This is a genomic window from Verrucosispora sp. CNZ293 (assembly GCF_002754655.1).
In genome coordinates, this window is sequence record NZ_PEFR01000001.1 from 1,340,696 (window position 1) to 1,358,599 (window position 17,904).

Annotated in this window: 15 protein-coding genes; 7 read left to right on the forward strand and 8 right to left on the reverse strand. The window is 67.9% G+C overall.

Annotated elements, in window-relative coordinates; genetic code table 11:
- Nucleotides 1–28 precede the first annotated feature (28 nt).
- The 3 genes from CLT74_RS06140 to CLT74_RS06150 are packed head-to-tail and all read left to right on the forward strand — an operon-like array spanning nt 29 to nt 7,743.
- Nucleotides 29–2,953 (forward strand): DEAD/DEAH box helicase, encoded by a 2,925-nt coding sequence (locus CLT74_RS06140; RefSeq protein WP_099845680.1) that lies wholly within the window; start codon nt 29–31, stop codon nt 2,951–2,953.
- Nucleotides 2,953–7,068: an Eco57I restriction-modification methylase domain-containing protein gene (locus CLT74_RS06145; RefSeq protein ID WP_099845681.1), complete on the forward strand. Its 4,116-nt coding sequence runs from the start codon at nt 2,953–2,955 to the stop codon at nt 7,066–7,068. Before CLT74_RS06140 ends, CLT74_RS06145 begins: the two co-directional genes overlap by 1 nt.
- On the forward strand, nt 7,069–7,743 hold the full coding sequence (locus tag CLT74_RS06150) for a DUF6308 family protein (protein WP_199172125.1): 675 nt from the start codon (nt 7,069–7,071) through the stop codon (nt 7,741–7,743).
- A 66-nt stretch (nt 7,744–7,809) separates the two neighbouring features.
- Here the strand turns inward: CLT74_RS06150 and CLT74_RS06155 are convergent, their stop codons facing one another.
- Both CLT74_RS06155 and CLT74_RS06160 read right to left on the reverse strand, forming a co-directional pair.
- Nucleotides 7,810–8,004 carry a DUF397 domain-containing protein gene (locus CLT74_RS06155; protein ID WP_099845682.1) on the reverse strand — a complete coding sequence of 65 codons (195 nt, stop codon included), beginning with the start codon at nt 8,002–8,004 and terminating at the stop codon, nt 7,810–7,812.
- Nucleotides 7,997–8,884 carry a Scr1 family TA system antitoxin-like transcriptional regulator gene (locus CLT74_RS06160; protein ID WP_099845683.1) on the reverse strand — a complete coding sequence of 296 codons (888 nt, stop codon included), beginning with the start codon at nt 8,882–8,884 and terminating at the stop codon, nt 7,997–7,999. Before CLT74_RS06160 ends, CLT74_RS06155 begins: the two co-directional genes overlap by 8 nt.
- Before the next feature lie 226 nt (nt 8,885–9,110).
- Here CLT74_RS06160 and CLT74_RS06165 point away from each other — a divergent pair, with 226 nt between their 5' ends.
- From CLT74_RS06165 to CLT74_RS06180, 4 genes are all read left to right on the forward strand, one after another.
- Nucleotides 9,111–9,365 carry a DivIVA domain-containing protein gene (locus CLT74_RS06165; protein WP_099845684.1) on the forward strand — a complete coding sequence of 85 codons (255 nt, stop codon included), beginning with the start codon at nt 9,111–9,113 and terminating at the stop codon, nt 9,363–9,365.
- A 60-nt stretch (nt 9,366–9,425) separates the two neighbouring features.
- Nucleotides 9,426–9,929, forward strand: a complete 504-nt coding sequence (locus CLT74_RS06170) for a hypothetical protein (RefSeq protein ID WP_099845685.1) — start codon at nt 9,426–9,428, stop codon at nt 9,927–9,929.
- Nucleotides 9,926–10,306, forward strand: coding sequence for a hypothetical protein (locus CLT74_RS06175; protein ID WP_099845686.1), 381 nt, complete (start codon nt 9,926–9,928; stop codon nt 10,304–10,306). The genes CLT74_RS06170 and CLT74_RS06175 overlap by 4 nt, the downstream gene beginning before the upstream one ends.
- Nucleotides 10,307–10,425: 119 nt before the next feature.
- Complete coding sequence (locus tag CLT74_RS06180; RefSeq protein WP_099845687.1) at nt 10,426–10,872, forward strand: hypothetical protein; 447 nt, start codon at nt 10,426–10,428, stop codon at nt 10,870–10,872.
- A 6-nt stretch (nt 10,873–10,878) separates the two neighbouring features.
- On the opposite strand, the gene CLT74_RS06185 is transcribed toward CLT74_RS06180, so the two are convergent.
- From CLT74_RS06185 to CLT74_RS06205, 6 genes are read right to left on the reverse strand one after another with little or no spacing between them, the layout of a single operon-like run.
- Nucleotides 10,879–11,823: a hypothetical protein gene (locus CLT74_RS06185; protein WP_099845688.1), complete on the reverse strand. Its 945-nt coding sequence runs from the start codon at nt 11,821–11,823 to the stop codon at nt 10,879–10,881.
- On the reverse strand, nt 11,820–12,428 hold the full coding sequence (locus CLT74_RS06190; protein WP_158240216.1) for a thymidylate synthase: 609 nt from the start codon (nt 12,426–12,428) through the stop codon (nt 11,820–11,822). The genes CLT74_RS06185 and CLT74_RS06190 overlap by 4 nt, the downstream gene beginning before the upstream one ends.
- A gap of 1 nt (nt 12,429) precedes the next feature.
- Nucleotides 12,430–13,143, reverse strand: coding sequence for a hypothetical protein (locus tag CLT74_RS06195; RefSeq protein WP_158240217.1), 714 nt, complete (start codon nt 13,141–13,143; stop codon nt 12,430–12,432).
- Complete coding sequence (locus CLT74_RS30400) at nt 13,140–13,553, reverse strand: hypothetical protein (RefSeq protein WP_158240218.1); 414 nt, start codon at nt 13,551–13,553, stop codon at nt 13,140–13,142. Before CLT74_RS30400 ends, CLT74_RS06195 begins: the two co-directional genes overlap by 4 nt.
- A gap of 32 nt (nt 13,554–13,585) precedes the next feature.
- The gene (locus CLT74_RS06200) at nt 13,586–14,593 is read right to left on the reverse strand and encodes a radical SAM family protein (RefSeq protein ID WP_143697085.1); all 1,008 of its coding nucleotides are present in this window, start codon (nt 14,591–14,593) and stop codon (nt 13,586–13,588) included.
- Between the two features lie 48 nt (nt 14,594–14,641).
- The gene (locus tag CLT74_RS06205; protein ID WP_099845692.1) at nt 14,642–17,683 is read right to left on the reverse strand and encodes an N-6 DNA methylase; all 3,042 of its coding nucleotides are present in this window, start codon (nt 17,681–17,683) and stop codon (nt 14,642–14,644) included.
- Nucleotides 17,684–17,904 lie beyond the last annotated feature (221 nt).

Genomic DNA, 17,904 nt, shown 5'->3' on the forward strand with positions numbered 1-17,904 from the left:
TCACCACGACGACGCGAGGAACATCTTCATGGCCACCTTCAGCGCCGGAACGCTGGTCTCGGCCCGGGGCCGCGACTGGGTCGTGCTGCCCGAGAGCGCCCCCGACATGCTGGTCCTGCGACCGCTGGGCGGCGCCGACGACGACATAGCGGCTGTCTTCCCTGCCTTCGAGCAGGTCAAGAGCGCCGAGTTCGCCCCGCCCACGCCCTCCGACCTGGGTGACGCGTACGCGGCGAGCCTGCTCCGGTCCGCGCTGCGGATCGGTTTCCGCTCCGGCGCCGGCCCGTTCCGGTCGCTCGCCGGGATCGCCGTGGAGCCCCGCGCCTACCAGCTCGTGCCGCTGCTGATGGCGTTGCGGCAACGGACCGTGCGGATGCTGATCTCCGACGACGTCGGTATCGGAAAGACCGTAGAGGCCGGCCTGATCGCCAGTGAGCTGCTGGCCCAGGGGAGCGCCAGCAAGCTCGCCGTGCTCTGCTCGCCGGCGCTGGCCGAGCAGTGGCAGGCGGAACTGCGCACCAAGTTCGGCATCGACGCCGAGCTGGTGCTGGCCTCGACAGTCTCCAAGCTGGAGCGCGGGCTGGACCTGGGCCAGTCGCTGTTCGACCGGCACCCGCACGTCATCGTCTCCACCGACTTCATCAAGTCGACCCGGCACCGCGACGACTTCGTCCGCCACTGCCCGGACCTGGTCATCGTCGACGAGGCGCACACCTGCGTCGCCGCCGACGACACCACCAACACCCAGAACCAGCTCCGCTTCGAGCTGCTGCAACGGGTCGCCGCCGACACCGAACGAAACCTGCTGCTGGTCACCGCGACTCCGCACAGCGGCAAGGAGAGCGCCTTCCGCAACCTGCTCGGCCTGGTCCGGCCGGAACTCGCCACCGTCGACCTCGGCTCGGAGGCCGGCCGGCGGATGCTCGCCCAGCACTTCGTGCACCGCAAGCGCGCCGACGTGCGGCAGTACCTCACCAGGGAGGACGGCCTGGCCGACAACAGCCTCGCCGAGGAGACGGCGTTCCCGTCCGACCGGGAGTTCAAGGACGAGACCTACAAGCTCTCCCCGGCCTACCGGGCGCTGCTCAACGACGCCATCGCCTACGCCAGCGAGCGGGTGACCGCCGCGGACAGCCGGGGCCGGCGCGAGGCCCGGATCGCCTGGTGGTCGGCGATCGCGCTGTTGCGCTCGCTGGTGTCGTCGCCGCGCGCCGCCGCGCAGACCCTGCGTACCCGCTCGGCGACCGCGACGGCCGTCTCCGCCGAGGAGGCCGACCGGCTCGGTGCCCCGCTGACCAACGATTTCTCCGACACCGACGCACTGGAGGGGCTGGACGTCGCCCCGGGCGCGGAGGCCGGTGGCGTGGAGGTCGACGCGGGCCGACGGCTCGCAGAGTTGGCCGACCGGGCGGCCGAACTGGAGGGACCGGTAGAGGACAGGAAGCTGGCCGGGCTCGTCAAGCACCTCAAGGATCTGCTCAAGGAGGGCTACCACCCGATCGTCTTCTGCCGCTACATCCCCACCGCCGAGTACGTCGCCGAGCACCTGGCGGGCGCGCTCGGCAAGAAGACCGTGGTGCGTGCGGTGACCGGCACCCTCTCCCCGCAGCAGCGCATCCAGCGCATCGAGGACCTGGCCAGGGACGCCGGCGACGACCCCGCCGCCCGCCGCGTCCTCATCGCCACCGACTGCCTCTCCGAGGGCGTCAACCTCCAGCACCACTTCGACGCCGTCGTCCACTACGACCTCGCCTGGAACCCCACCCGCCACGACCAGCGGGAGGGCCGGGTCGACCGGTACGGCCAGAAGCGCGACGTGGTCCGGGTCATCACCCTCTGGGGCAGCGACAACGGCATCGACGGCAAGGTCCTCGACGTGCTGATTCGCAAGCACCGGCAGATCCGCAAGGACCTCGGCGTCTCCGTCTCCGTCCCCGACGCCGCCTCCCAGGGCGTCACCGACGCGATCGTGGAGTGGCTGCTCCTACGCGGCCAGGAACAGGAACAGGGCAGCCTCTTCGACGTCGAGGAGTACCGCGCGATCGACAAGAAGGCCGCCGCCCTGGCAACCGAGTGGCAGTCCGCAGCCGAAAAGGAAAAGACCTCCCGATCCCGGTTTGCCCAGCACACCATCCGCCCGGACGAGGTGGCCCGCGAGGTCGCCGCGATCCGCGACACCCTCGGCCGCGCCGCCGAGATCCGCGATTTCGTACGCCAGTCACTGCGCGCACTCGACGGCGTGCTGCGCGACGAACCGGGCGGCGACTTCACCGCCGACCTGAGCGGCACCCCCGCCGGCCTCCGCGACGCGCTCGCCCCGGTGCTCGGCGGCGACGTCGACCTGGGCCGCCAGGTCCCGTTCCACACCACGGCGGCCGTCGCCCGTGGCGAGGCGGCCCTGGTCCGCACCGACCCGGCGGTGGTGGCGCTCGCCGGGTACGTCCTCAACGCCGCGCTGGACGACCAGATCTCCGGTCCGCGCCCCGCCCGCCGCTGCGGCGTCATCCGGACAAGGGCGGTCGCCGGTCGCACCACGCTGTTGCTGGTCCGCTACCGTTTCCACCTCACCCTGCCGTCGCGGACCGGAACGCGGCAGCTCGTCGCCGAGGACGCCCGGCTGCTGGCCTTCGCCGGCGCACCCGCCAACGCCACCTGGCTGCCCACCCAGGACGCGCTGGAGCTGCTCGACGCCACCGCCGACGAGAACACCGATCCCGGCTTCGGCGAGCGCACCATGAGCCGGATCCTCGACGGGCTGCCCGAGGTCACCGACCACCTCGAGGCGTACGGCGGGGAGTTGGCTGCCGACCTGCTCGCCTCGCACCGCCGGGTACGCAGCGCCGCCGGCGAGATCGTCCGCGGCCTCACCGTCACCGCGCAGAAGCCCGCCGACATCCTCGGCGCCTACGTCTACCTCCCCGCTTCCACCACCGCCGCCGGAGGCAACGCCTGATGTCCGCCACCGCCCGCAACCAGGTCTTCTCCGCCGTGCACACCATCGGCGGCCTGATCCCCGCCGACATGCTGGTCCGGATCTCAGAGGGCAAGGACGTCGGCGGCTCCAAGCCCGCCGACTACCGGGTGATCGGCTCCCGGTCGGTGCGCGACGACGCCGAGCGGCACTGGGACTACCTCAAGTCGGTCTGGAAGGAGCTGCGCGACCGGCTCCCCGTCGCCCCGGAGGCCGAGGCCCCTGCCGACCCGACGGGCCTGGCGGTCACCCAGTGGTTGGAGCCACTCTTCGCGGAACTCGGCTTCGGCCGGCTGACCGCGTTGGGTGCCACCGGAATCACCTCCGACGACGGTGCCAAGACGTTCGCGATCAGTCACCGCTGGCACCACGTGCCGATTCACCTGGCCCCGTGGAACGCTGCGTTGGACAAGCGGCCGGCCGGTGGGGGTGGCGTGCCGCCGCAGTCGCTGGTGCAGGAGCTGCTGAACCGCTCCGAGGCCCACCTGTGGGGCGTCCTCACCAACGGCCGCCAGCTGCGGCTGCTGCGCGACTCCAGCGCGCTCGCCACCGCCGCGTACGTCGAGTTCGACCTGGAGGCGATCTTCGACGGCGAGCTGTTCAGCGAGTTCGTGCTGCTGTACCGGCTGCTGCACGTCTCCCGCTTCGAGATCGCGGAGGACACAGCCCCGTCGACCTGCTGGCTGGAAAAGTGGCGCACCGAGGCCATCTCATCGGGCGTGCGCGCCTTGGACCATCACCGCGACGCGGTCAAAAACGCCATCATCGCGCTCGGCACCGGATTCCTTCGCCACCCTGCCAACGGCGATCTGCGACGGAACCTCGACGTGGACACCTACCATGCTGCTTTGCTACGCCTCGCCTACCGCTTGATCTTTCTCTTCGTTGCCGAGGATCGAGGTGCGCTCCACCCGTCCGGAACAAGTGAGCAGACCCGCGAGCGGTATGGGAAGTACTTCTCAAGTGCGCGGCTGCGCCACCAGGCGCTTCGACGTCGCGGCACCGCACACGGGGATCTTTACCAGGCCCTGCGGATTGTCCTCGACGCGCTCGGCGATGAGCACGGCCGCCCCGAACTCGGTCTGCCCGGCCTCGGCGGCATCTTCGACGATACTGACGCTGATTCGCCCCTCCGTCATCTCTCGCTGGCCAACGCGGACCTGCTGGATGCGATACGGCACCTCTCCCGGGTCCGAGACGACGGATCTGGCCGATGGCGTCCCGTGGACTACCGCAACATGGGCGCGGAGGAACTTGGTTCCATCTACGAGTCGCTGCTGGAGCTGGTGCCCAAGCACAGCACGGTGGACAGCACTTTCGAGCTGGTGGAGCGCCTCGGCAACAACCGCAAGAAGACCGGCTCCTACTACACGCCGAATTCCCTCATCGAGATCCTGCTCAACTCCGCCCTCGATCCGGTCATCGACGACGCGCAGAAGCGTGGAGAACTGAAAGCCTCGGCCGCTGGCGAGCCCGACCCGGTCGAGGCGGTCGTCACGGAACTGCTGTCCCTCACCGTCTGCGACCCCGCCTGCGGCTCTGGGCATTTCCTCGTCGCCGCGGCCCGCCGGATCGCCAAGCGGGTCGCCGCGGTCCGCGAACGCAACCCGGAACCCACCGTCGACGCTGTACGACACGCCCTGCACGAGGTGGTTGCCCGCTGCATCTACGGCGTGGACCTGAACCCGATGGCCGTCGAGCTGGCCAAGGTGTCTCTGTGGCTGGAGGCATTGGAACCGGGGAAGCCGCTCAGTTTCCTCGACGCGCACATCAAGCACGGCGATGGCTTGCTCGGGGCAACACCCGCGTTGATCCGCAATGGAATCCCCAACAAGGCGTTCAAACCGGTCGAAGGCGATGACGAGGCGTACGCCAAATTCCTGATGAACCAGAACGACAAGGAGCGTAGCGGGCAGGGCGGGCTGTTCTCCCTCGCTGCCGAACCGGCGGTAGCCAATGTCGAGTTCGCGTCGAGCCTGCGTAGCATCATCGACGCCCCGGCAGACAACCTCATCGACGTCCGCCGCCAAGCCGCCGCCTATCGGGACTGGCAAACCACCGCGGGGTACGTCCACGCTAAGCATGTGGCGAACGCCTGGTGCGCGACGTTCGTGTGGCACAAAACCAAGGACGCCCCACCCGTTATCACCGATGACGTCTTCCGCGCACTACAGGACCCGAAGGGCGAGGCCGCACCGCAAGCGACCCACGACGAGATAGATCGGCTCCGCGAGCAGTACAACTTCTTCCACTGGCATTTGGAGTTCCCTGACATTTTCCTCGTCCCAGAGGACGAGGACGCGCCGGGCCTGGACCCGGCTACCGGCTGGGTCGGCGGATTCTCCTGCGTCCTGGCAAACCCGCCCTGGGACAAGGTCGACTTCGAGGACAAGAAATACTTCAGTGTCGTCGAGCCCTCCATCGCGGAGATCTCCGGCACCGCCCGACGCACCCGCATCGCTCGTTGGGCCGAGGATAACCCGGAGGCCGGCGAACGCTACCGCGCCGCCCGCCGCAGGGTGAAGTCTACGTTCCTCTTCGCGAGCAGTTCGGGAGCATACCCGCTGTGCACCAAGGGCCTCACGGTCAAGGGCGTCAACTCGCTTCAAACGGATCAGCTTTTCGCCGAGCGGTTCGCGTCAATCGTTGCGGCCGAAGGCCGGGTCGGCTGCATCATCCCGACCACCATCGCGACGGGCGCGGGCGCACAGCACCTTTTCAGCGATCTCGCCCGGCGTGGTGCGGTGGCCGCGCTGTATGACTTCGAGAACCGTAAAAAGCTATTCGATATGCATGCCAGCTACAAATTCTGTCTGCTCTCGCTGACTGGCAGCGACCTGCGGGAGCCGGCGGCAAGGTTCGCGTTCTTCCTGCTGGATGCGACCGATCTCGATGATACCGAGCGGGTGTTCGCGCTCAGCCCGGAGGAGATCGCCCTTATCAACCCCAACACCGGCACGCTCCCCATCTTCCGCTCCCGCCGCGACGCGGACCTGACCGCGGCGATCTACCACCGCCTCCCGGTCCTCTGGAACGAAACCCGGCCGGACGGCAACCCCTGGGGCATCGCCTTCAAGAATCTCTTCAATATGACTGACGACTCTGACCTGTTCCGGTCCCGCGAGCAGTTGGAGAACGAAGGCTGGGAACTGCACGGCAACGTCTTCACCCGCGCCGGCAAGCGAATGCTACCCCTGTACGAAGGCAAAATGATCCACCATTTCGACCACCGCTGGAACTCCTACTACGGCACCGGCAACGAGGACCGCCGCCGGCTCACGCTTGCCGAGAAGCAGGAACCCTCGGCGTCGGCCGACCCCCGCTACTGGATCGCGGAGGATGGGCTCATCCGCACTGTGCGGAGCAACAAGGAAGTGGACATCCCCGGCGTGATACTCCGGTTGCAGGAGGTCGCCTGGGACCGACTTTGGCTCTGCGGCTGGCGCGACGTGTGCCGGACGACCGATGAGCGCACCGCCATCCCGGCGTTCCTGCCACGTACGGCTGTGGGGCATACGTACCCGCTGATGCTGCCGCGCGTGTCGCCTATCCTGACGGCGGCTCTCATCGCCGCTCAAAGCTCGCTCGTCTTCGACTTCGTGAGCCGCCAGAAGGTCAGCGGGGCTCACATGGCTCTGATGACGTGGAAGCAGCTTCCCGTCCCTCCCCCGGACGCACTGGCCCCGCATACCCCCTTCCTTACTCCGCGCGTCCTGGAACTCGTCTACACCGCGCATGACATGGCTGGGCTCGCGCGTGACCTCGGTGATTCCGGCACTCCGTTCCGGTGGAACGAGGAGCGTCGAGCCAGGATTCGCGCGGAGATGGATGCATACTTCTTCCACCTCTACGGCATCGACCGGCCCGACGTGGACTACATCCTGGAGACGTTCCAGACCGAGAACGGTGGTCTGAAGCACAACGAGATCGCCAAGTATGGCAGCTACCGCACCAAGGAGCTGGTCCTCGCCGAGTACGACCGGATGGCCGCCGCTGGCGTTAGCCTGGCTGCCCCGCTCGTCGATGGTGAGAATTACAACTCCACCCTCACCCCGCCCCCGGGCAACGGCTCCCGCCATCCGTCGAGGGAGGCGTGAGTGCCTGACGGGTGGCTGCCATTGCACGACGTCATGGTTGTGCTCGATGAGAAACGCTCCGTTGATGACCTTCGACGCTACTTCGCAAGTCGTCCGAAACCCTTCACCGGTAGTCAGTTCGAGTCGCTGGGCAGCGGCTCAATCGCCGTGCACCGTGACGTCGTGACCGCTGAGGACCTGATCGCCGTCCAGCTGTTGGAGGTGCGCGTCCCGCCGACGGTCGCGCTCGACCTCCTGCAAGGGGATCTGGGTCAACGCATCAGCGACGAGCTAAGCAAGATCCCGGTGTCGGTTGATCTGGCCGACGAGCGGGCACGGCTGTATGTCCGCGATTGCGGGCCGGCGGACCGTGCATGGCACCTGCTGACGGGCCAGTCAGGCGTGAACAAGGCAATCTCGGGCAAGCTGCTTGCCCGCAAACGTCCGAAGCTCATCCCGGTCTACGACAGCGTGTTGGCATGTGCGTTGCGCGGTCGCCGTGGCTTCTGGCTTTGGCTGCACGAACAGCTCCGAGCCCACAACTGTCGCTTGACCTACAGGTTGCGAGAGTTGCGGGTCACGGCCGATGTTCCGGCCCACGTATCCGACATTCGCGTCTTCGACATCATCTTCTGGATGCGCCACCAGGGCGAGCATCGTCGTCGGAGCTGTCCCGGGTTGTCGATCAGCGGATAAGCATTGACCGATCTGACCGGGGCGGCTGAGCGTGTGATTTGACGACGTGGGACGGTCGCTCGGCGTTCAGGCAGCCGACCGGGCCATGGTGACGAAGGCGGTCCAGGCGGTGGGGGAGAAGGCGAGGACCGGCCCGGTCGGGTTCTTGGAGTCGCGGACGGCGACGAGGCCGGGGAGGTTGTCGGCGACCTCGACGCAGGCGCCGCCGTTGTCGCCGCTGCGGGTGCTCTTGCGCCAGACGGCGCCGGTCAGGTCAGTCATGCCGGATCTCCCCGATCAGCCCTTTGATCATGTCCTTCGATTCTGCCTCGCCGAGGGCGAGCGCATCCAGTCCCCGCCAGACACGTTCGTATGCCGCGAGTTCATCGGGCTTGTCGAGGTAGAGCGCCCCGGTCAACGACTCGCTGTAGACGACCGACGGCTCCGGTGCGGCCCGACCGCCCTTGGTCGGCGGGAAGTCGAGAACCATGAAGGTGCCGGCCATGGCACCGGGCTGCGGGCCTGCTACCAGCGGAAGCACCCTGACCGACACGTTCGGCAGACCCGACAGCCGGATGAGGTGGTCGAGTTGGCCGCCCATGACCGCCGGACCACCGACGCCGCGCCGGAGTACCGCCTCCGACAGGATCGACTCCAGGCGAGGTGCGGCGGGAAGCCGACGGGTGAGCAGAGCTTGGCGCTGTAGCCGTACCTCAACGGCCCGTTCTCGTTCCTCGTCACTCATCATTCGGCCGAGGCGGATCAGCGCGTGTGCGTACTCCTTGGTCTGAAGGATGCCGGGGATCAGCGATTCGTCGTAGCCGCGCAGCCGCGAAGCGGCGGATTCCAGGCCGACGTACAGCTCGAACCAGCTCGGCACCGCATCGCCGTAGGCGTGCCACCAGCCCTTGGACTTCGTCTCGACGGCCAGGCCGCGCATCGCCTCGGTCATCTCCGGGGACACCCCGTACAGCTCGCACATCGCCTTGACGTCGAGCACCCGGACGGAGCCCATGCCGCATTCGAGCCGCCAGATCTTCTGCCGGCTGTATTCCAGGGCCTCGGCGGCGGCGTCCAGCGTCACCCCGGCCTCGTTGCGGAACTGGCGCAGCAGCCGGCCGAGCTGCCGGCGCGGCACGGTCGATCCGATGTCTTCGGCCATTCGCACACTCCCTGGTCCCAGCTCGCAACACTGCGTCACCTGCTGCTGCAACGCTTATCGGTTTCGGCAAAGAAAGTCAATGCATAAGCGCGAAATTTGGCCCTGGAACGTTGCTAATCCGTTGCGGAGCGTTCCAGGATGGTCACAGCGCGGCGGCTGGCCGATTCCCCCGGACGGCCGCCGCGTTTCGATCCACCCCTTCCGCCCACCGTGGAAAGGCGGCGACATGTCGACCTACCGCTCCACTGCGTACTCCGGGCTGTTGCCCTGGCAGGTGCGCGGGCGCCGGTTCCGCCGCGTCTGGCTCGGACGTCGCGGCCTGGCCCCCGACGACGTGTACGCGTTCCTCGATCGGGTCGCCGGTGAGTTGGCCACCGTCCAGCAGGCGCTCGCTGAGAGTCACCGGGAGACCGCCCGCGTCAAGGCGGCGCTGCGTGACTGGCAGTCCGCGCGGGCCCGCGCCCGAGGCGGTGACCGATGACCCGCCGCCGTGGCAGCAGAGCGACGGTCGACCTGTCAGGGCGCGAGCCAGGGGCGGGGCGTGGGTAGGCGGTGGAAGTGGTTCTTGCGGCCGGGGCCGGTCGCGCTGGACCTGACCGGGCAGGCCGTGCCGGACGGGGATGTGCCGGGGCGGTTCCGGCGGGTGTCGGTCGAGCATGTCGTACCGGAGCTGCGGGTGACCTCGCGGTGCGACGGTGCGCTCGTCTACGAGCGGCCCGAGGAACGGCCGGTGGCGTCTTCGGTGCGGAATCAGCGTGCGGGTCGCTACGAACCGGGCCGGCGAGGCGAGCGGAACCGTGGAAGGTTCCGAGGGCCAGCCGACGGTGAGCCGTCCCGGTCCGCCCGGCCGGACGCGGACGACGACCTCTTCGTCACGCCTGCTCAGCTCGCCAGGGCGCACCGGCTGTTCGAGGTGCACTGGCGGAGCGCCGCCGAGGATCCGCGTACCAGGAAGTGCCCGGACTGCCGCGTCGACGGCACCTGCCCCCGGGCGGACTGGGCCGACTCGATCATCGTGCGCTGCCTGCGGACGTACTGGCGATGAACGTCTTCGATCTGTCGCCCGCGCAGATCCGCAACCGGCTGATCCTGCGGGCGCGGCGGGCGGCGCTGGCCGCTGGGACCGGACGGCAGCCGCCGGCCCGCCCGCATGGTCACGCCGGGGCGGCGGCTATTGCCCGGGTGCCGGTCGTCCCGTGTGTGTCCGTCGCTGCCGGGGACGTGGTCCAGCTCGCCGAGTCCGACTACCGGTACGCGGACGGTCCGCTCCGGCTCCGGATCGTCCGGGTCCGGCCGGACCTCAGCGAGTGGTACGACGGCGAGTGGGTGTGGCTCGAAGGCGTCGAGATTGGCCCGGACGATCAAGATGGTGCGTTTCGGCCGGTGTTGGCCCGGGTCGCCGCGCTGCGGCCGGATGGGTAACGGGTCGACGTCGGCGCGCGGCGGCTGACACGGGCGGGGCCGGCGGTTCTTGAACGATGGCGGGCATCGTGGCAGGGTCCTTCCATGCAGGAGCAACGCCTGTCCGCAGGAACTGCGGCATGAGGCTGCTCCGTCGGCGGCGGCACCTCGACCGCAGCGAGTGCACGGCGATCATCGGGGCGGCGGCGACGCTCGCTTCGATGTTCAACATCACGTGGAGAGTCGCCGGCAACGTGCCGGACCAGAGTCTGGTGACGCTGGCCGGCAGCCTCGCCGAGGCTCGCCGGGATGGCCGCGCGTTCCTCCTTCCCGAATACGCGCGAGGTTGGTTAGACCTCAGCTTCGACATCCCGGACACCGCGTACGCTCTGGCCCTGGTGCTCGTGTGGTCGTTCGCCGCAGCCGGGACGCCGGACGGCGGTGCCGCGACCGGGAACCACGTAGCGATCGCGATGTGGCAACTCCGCCACCTCCTGCCACGCTCGGCACACCCCGCGCTCGCCGACATCGAGGACGCCTTCACGCAGTTCGACCCGCCCAGGCACACCAACGCTGCGGTTAGGTGAGCAAGCTCAAGGCTGCCGCCTGGTGGCCCGCTCCAAGTGCATCAGCAGCAGGAAAGGCTTGGCGCGCTGGGCTGCCTTTCGCCAGGTGAGCGCCCGGAGGCCGTACTTGAAGACAACTGTCGACGGCACAGTGGCACCGAGGACATCCCACACCACCTCCTGCGCGACCTGGCCAGCGACGCGAGGCCGGGCGAATTCCGCGATCGTCTCGCGGTAGCGACGGGTCAACTCACGCGCCGTCGCCTCCGGTGTCAGGACCGGGTCGAGGCCCCGCGACAGCGCGAGCAACGACTCGTCCAGCAGGCTCCGGAAGCCGGCGTTGTAGCAGCGCGACTCGACGATCTGATCGACGTTGAGCTGGTTGAGTGAGCCGATCTGAAGCTGCCCCAGCACCTCCCGGACCACCGCGGCCTCGAAGCGTTGCGGTTGCGGCTGACCGAGGCTCCGGGTGAGCTGGGCCTTCACCGCCGGGTTGGACAGCATGCCGTCCTGCCGCAGCTCAGAGGAGATGACGAGGGAGGCCATGTGGTTGCGCAGGCTGACGATCTCCGCCGCACCCTGCCGCAGCGTCCGTGTGTCGGTCTCGGTCCGGCGGTATGCCTCTTCCCGGATCGCTCGCATCACCTCGTCCATCCGGGTCAGGCTCTCGCGCATCTGTCCCTGCGCGATGACCAGGTCAGCGCGGCGTCCCCGCTTCGCGCCCTGGCCGAAGCGCACCCGACCACCATCGTCGACCTCGTACTCATGGCCCCAGAGCCCCAGGAGCCCAGCCTCCCGCAGCTCGTCGACCCGTCGGTTGATCTCGGCGGCCCGCTCCCGGTACGCGGCCGGAATCTCGAAGGAGGCGCGCAGTACGACGCGGTCGGAGAAGAACACGACCGACTGCAGCACCTTGTCGATGGTGTGCGTGTCGACGAGACCGCTGTCCAGCAGAGTGAGTGACCGGGTCATCGCGTCCCCGCCAGATAGGTGAGGTAGTCCACCTCGTACAGGTGCATGCTCCACGAGTGGTAACAGACCCTGCTGCCGCGCAGCCCGAGCGCGAGAGCGGCGTCCGAGGTCAGTTGCGCGAAGGTCAACAACTCGGGCACGAACCCGACCCAGACGTCGACGCTTCGGGCGGTGAGGAAGAGGACAAGGTCGTCGCCGACGATCCGGAGCGCACCACCGACCGGTGACACCGGGAAGCGACCGCCCAGATCCTCCTCCGGTCGCCACATCGAGAAGACTGCCGACCTGCTGTGCTCGTCCTGCCGGAGCATCTCGGTGGCCTGCTCGAACTGGTCGATCGGCGATCCGTCCGCCGTGACCCAACCCCGCAGCCGCTGGTAGAGCAGCGACGATTCCCGCTGGTCGCCGAAGATTCGGTCGCGGTAGTCCTTGATCAGTTCCGGGTACAGGTAGCCCTGCGGCGGGGTCAGGTCTGCCGGGTTCCGTAGCCAGACGGTGAGACCCGGGATGTCGAAACAGATGCCGTGCCGCGTCGCGACCCGCGCCGGCTGGCCTTGGGAGAAGACCGAAAGCACGTCGTGCCAGCCGGACGCGACGGTAGCCACCTCAAGCTCCACGCGATGGTCCCCCTGACGATTCCCGCGTCACCGACGCCGCCCTCCGTCTCGTTTGCCGCTTGATCGGCTCACCGGACGCCCGTTGCCTCGCAAAGCTCGGCAGGGGCAGCACCGGCAGCGCCGGCAGGTCGATCAGCGTCTGCCCGGCGGGAGACGGGGTACGGGTCACGACGCACACGTCGGTGGCCAGAAGCGGCACCTCCACGTCGAGTCCGTTCGCTGCCAGGGTTTGACCCGACGTCACGAGCAACACTCCGGCACCGTTGTCGTCGGCGCGGATGACGCCCTCGGTGGCCCCGTGCAGCCGTACGATTCGCATCGGTCGTGGGTCCGCACGCGCGCCGAGCCAGGCCCGGGTGATGGCCGGGTATTCCGTGTAGATTGTGCGCGGCTTTCGACCGGTGACCGTGCAGTAGGTGACTAACGATGTCCGGGCTGGCGGCAGCGCGCGGAGAGTGAGCGGCTGGTCGTTCGCGAGACACCATTCGACGCACACGTCGTAGCCGGTGATGCCGACGTCGGCGGTTCCTGAGGCGACAAGTTCCGGTATGTCGAAGCCCCGGCATTGGATGAGTGAATCCGCGCCCAGGCGGTGCCACAGCGACCTCGGGTGAGCCTCGTCCAGGCCGGCGAAGCGGCTGCTGACGATGTCGGCGACCGGGCCGTACAGTCGGCTTGAGGCACTGGGCACCGCGACGATCACTGCGACCTGCCCGCTGCCTCGGTAGTGGTCACCGATCGTGCTCCGGCGCCGATCTCCTCGACCGGGACCACCGCGTCGACCAGCGCCCGGAGTGCGAATTCCGTCGGCCGCTCGGAGAACCACACCGCCTTGCCCTGCCCTGCGGCGTAGCCGACCTCGATGCAGACGCTGACGCCGGCATATCCGCCGTTCGCCACCACGAAGATCGCGTCCGACTTTGCGATCTTCGCGAGGAAATCACGGGTGAGCTGGATCTTGTCCCGCTCGTCGACCCGCACATGCTGCTCGTTGAAGTCGTAGCGCGGCGTGTAGACGGTCATGCCCAGATCGCGGAACGCTGCCTCGGCACGTTGGGCTGTGTCGTAGAACTTAGAGCTGCTGCATATCGTGACTGCCTCGATTTCCCGCATCGATCCTCCAAGCGTGTGGTCGTTATTCCTGCTCAGGTGAGCGGTACCAGATGTCGGGGTTCATCGAGGTACCCGACACCGGTGTGCCGCCGCAGAATCTTCTCCCACACCATCGAAGGCGCTTCGGATTCGGCCGGTCGAGGCAACCTCCGGCGCTCCGCCAGCGCGGGATAGTCGAGGTGGAAGGGACGCACCGCGAGTCGCCGAGGGAGCCCTGGGCTGATCCGGGCCAGCTCGTGAAAGCTCATGTCGAGTTGTTCTGCGGTCCAGTCGTTGGCGCCGACCGCCGGAAACAGCTCGAAGCCAAGTTCGAGGGCCAGGACGATCCCGTCACGGATGGCAGGCCAATCGCCGCTGTCGGGCGGGTGATGCAGCGTCGTGTGCACCTTGACGCGTCGCAGCTCCTCGCGCTCGGCTGCGGACAGCCGAAGTCCGCTCTGCTGCCAGGCGTACGGCAGGGCGGAGAGGTTCGACTCCACCTTGAGGACGACGGAGTCGAGCAGGCCCCGCGTCGCCAGGGCACGGTAGATCTCGATCACGAGGGAGGGCGCGAGCAGCGGCTCGCCGCCGCTGACCCGCAACAGGCTGAGCTGCTGACCCGCATCCTGAGTCGTGCGCCTGATCGCGACGAACTCGTCCACCACACCGTCAGCGTTCGTCGTGAAGGCGTCCCGACCGGCCAGATGGCGGTAGTCGACATAGCAGTAGGAACAGCGGAAATTGCACGCGGCGACGTGCGTGATGGCCGCCAGGTTGTGCTCCGACCAGTGCCCGCCGAGCTCCGCCGCCACCGTCACCGGGCTGTCGGACAGATTGGCCACATGCCGCAATGCCGCGAACTCCGGTAGCGAGGTGGGCAGGCGCATCCGGTCCCGCCGTGCTGGCGTAAAGAGGCGGAGCTGCCTGCTTCGCACGCCGCCGAGCTCCGTCTTGCGAAGATCGGTGAAGGCGTAGTCGCCGCCTCCGGCGTTCACGATGCGGTGTGCCCTGAGCAGGATCGGCCGTTCCCGGTTCCCGGGTGCGGACGCGTTGCTGACCACTCGATCCTCCATCAGGGAGTGTCGGGACAGAATACTGACAGGCGACTTTCAACCGACCATCTCCATGACGATCGCTTCAATCTCTGGCGAGGTCGGGTGCCGCGCGAGTTCGGCTCGAACCTGCCGACGCATCGTCACGAAGTTCGCGCCCTCAGGCAGGTGTAGCGCGGCGACAGTCTCAAACTGCTGCCGACCGAGATCCGCCAGTCGCTGGTGCAGTACGTCGGCGTCATCGAACCGGGGAATGGGCAGGTTCCACACGTGCTTGTCGATGTCGCGCTCGTCCTTGCCGTAGGACATCATGGGCCGGACAAGCTCGGTCAGCGCGCTGCTGTTCAGGATCGCGGAGAGGAACAGCCCCTCCTGTCGGGTTGCGATCGGCGCCCAGTAGAGCTTGTGGTCGATGATTGCGGCAGGGTCGTCGACGACTGCGGCAGCGACGTACATACCTGCCTTGCTGTAGACGAGCCGCAGTGGTGGCGCAGGGAGCTGCGCGCTCAGCTTGCCCCGGAAGTCGAGCTGCTCGCCCAGATTCAGACGTGCGCTGCTGCGATGGGCCTTCCAAGTGGCTTCCGCCTTCCGCCACCATTCGGCGAGGCCGAAATAGTAGTCGAGTCGGGAGCCGGGTCCGGTCATCAGCGTGGAGCCGTCGAGCGGCAGTACGGCCTTTTTCGCCGGCAGGATCCGATACGGCAGCAGCGTCTCGCCGAGCAGCACGGGCCGGATGAACTCGCTCTCCACGACGCCTTCGAGCGCGGGAAGCTCCTTCCACGGGGCCTTCTCCAGGTTGCTGCGCGCAGAGCGTACGGTGTGCCGGCCGGAACCGAGCCCGAGCCGCCCGCCGGTATCTGTCTCGACGAAGAACAGCAGCTTCGGCACGATCGTGGCACCCTGAGTGAAGCGTGGCCTGTATGGCGATTCGGTCAGGCCCGATCCGCCGCCGACCAGATTGGCTGCCTCCCTGGTGACGAGAGGTTCGACCTGCTGCCACGACTTTGCGTCAGTCGGCACGCGTCCCGTCCAGCGCTCGGTTACCGAGGGCAGGCGTCGGTAGGTGCTCAGGGTTGCCCGGCCGCCGAAGACGACGCCGGCACCGCGCGGAAAGGGGTGGGGGCGTAGGCGGCGCAGGTCCCAGGAGCCGGTGAAGGCGACGGCGGTTGGCTCGACGGGATCCTCGTACCATCCCTGGCGGAAGCCCTCGAAGTACTTCCGATCGAGCACCGAGTTGGGCAGGACGAAGGCGAACGAGCCGCCGTCGCGGAGGTACTGCTGGACCGCGCGGGTCACGAAGAGGGCCGAGAGGTCCTGGTTCGTTGCGAACTCCCGACCATGCCACAGTCCTCTGGCGCGGGAGAGTTCTCTGAACTGTGTCTGCATGTCGCGAGGCATGTGGCGGTAGGAAAGCCACGGCGGGTTGCCGATCAGAACGTCCACCCGGTTGTCGTCCATGGCGAGCCAGACGGGCCTGGCCAGGTTGCGCAGGTAGTAGCTCCAGATATGGTCGCGTCCCTCGTCGTGCAGCCGGCACATCGCCTCGAAGGTGCCGTGAATCATCGGCTGGTCGCTCGGCTCAATCTTCAGGTGGTGAAAGAACGCCGCCAGTGATGGCGGACTGTCCGAATCTCGCGGTTTTGCCGCGATGCTGGCGAGCCTCGCCACAATCTGGTCGAAGCGGCTCGGCTCGTCGAGCAGGCGTTTCGGGAAGCGGAGCCACTCCTCGACCTCGCTGGCGTTGTAGCCGGCACTGATCCGTACGTGCTCCTCGGTGAAGAGGTCGCGGCGTTCCCGCCACTGCATGCTGTCGCCGAGATAGACCGGGACGGTGATGGCGCCCCGCTGGTCGGTCAGCCGTTGGTGGCCGATGGCGAGCAGGTAGGTCACGCGCGCGAGCGCCACGGCGACCGGGTGCAGGTCGACGCCGACCACATGATGGGTGAGCCGCGTCAGCGCGGCGTCCAGCGGCACGGCCGCCGTCTCGGCGGCGGCAAGATACCGGCGTACGGCGTGGAAGAGGAACGTGCCGGAACCGCAGGCCGGGTCCAGCACCCGCTGTCGCAACGGATCGGTGACGACCGTGTCGACGAGGTGCTCCGCGAGCCAGTCGGGCGTGTAATACTCGCCCATCCGCTTGCGCGTCCCGGGACCGATCATCGACTCGTAGAGCACCTTGAGGATGTCGTGGTCGGCCCGCAGCCAGTCGAACCGGGCCAGTCGCCGGGTGAGTCCCTGGATGAACTCGCGACCACCGGGCACCTCGGTGGTCCAGCCGAAGAAGTCGTGCTCGACCACGCCCAGAATGCGGGCCTGGTCGAACCGTTGCCCGGTGATGAGATCCTGCGGCTGCAACTCCAGTGCGTCGATACCGACGACGAGGTGCGCGATGATGTACGCGCTGTTCATCAGCAAGGTGTGCTCGACGAACAGATCCGGATCGTCAACAAACTGGGTGCCCAGGGCGCTGTCCAACAGCTCCGCCCACAGCTCCCGCTTCAACTTCACCGTCGGCAGCTGCTCGTGTTCCGCATAGAGCGCGGTAAGCGCGGCACGATCCAGCTTGTGCGAGGTGCTCTGTGCGCCGAGGCGGCGCGCCACCTCGGCGGGAGCCGGCCGGACCCGCTGGCTCGTCGCCAGCACGCCTTCCAGCCAGTAGAAAAGGGCCAAGCCATCGGGGCGGGTGCCAGCGACCGTGTGGGTGTCGATGAGGGTCAGCGCATCGCCGGCCAGCTGGTACGCGCGCCAGGTGGCACCGTCGGTAAGGATGCCGACGTATCGCTGGCCGCTCTCCAGGCTCCGCGATCGGACGTAGCCGCCCAGCTGTCGCTCCGCCTCCAACAGCGAGCGCCCGCTCTGCAGCCGTCGCTTGACCTCGATGATGGTGTAGCCGACTTCGATGTCGATGCGCCGGCCACCACCAGCCGGGGCCTCGAGATTGACGTCGTCGAGGTGCGCATCGGAGAGCCCGAAGTCGCCGGCCAGCAGAAGCTGGCGGATGTCGGCCTGCAGGGTTGCCTCGCTGCGGGCGATACGTCGGTCGGCGATCCGCGCCAGCAAGGGCTGCAGTGACGGGGGAAAGCCGTCGGGCGCGCGCACCTGGGGTCGGGGGTCGAGAGGCGGCTCTGGCTCTTGTCTGGCGTACCGTCCGAGCGGGCCATACACCAGTGTGGAGATTGTGATTGGTTGAATCCAAGGGGTGATGAATCGCTGTCGGATTACGGACAGCTCACTCGTAGTGACCTGGCCGAGCGGCGGGGAACCGATAGCGTCCGTCCGCGTCGGCTTTGCCGATACGGTCCAGTTTCACGCCTCTGGTC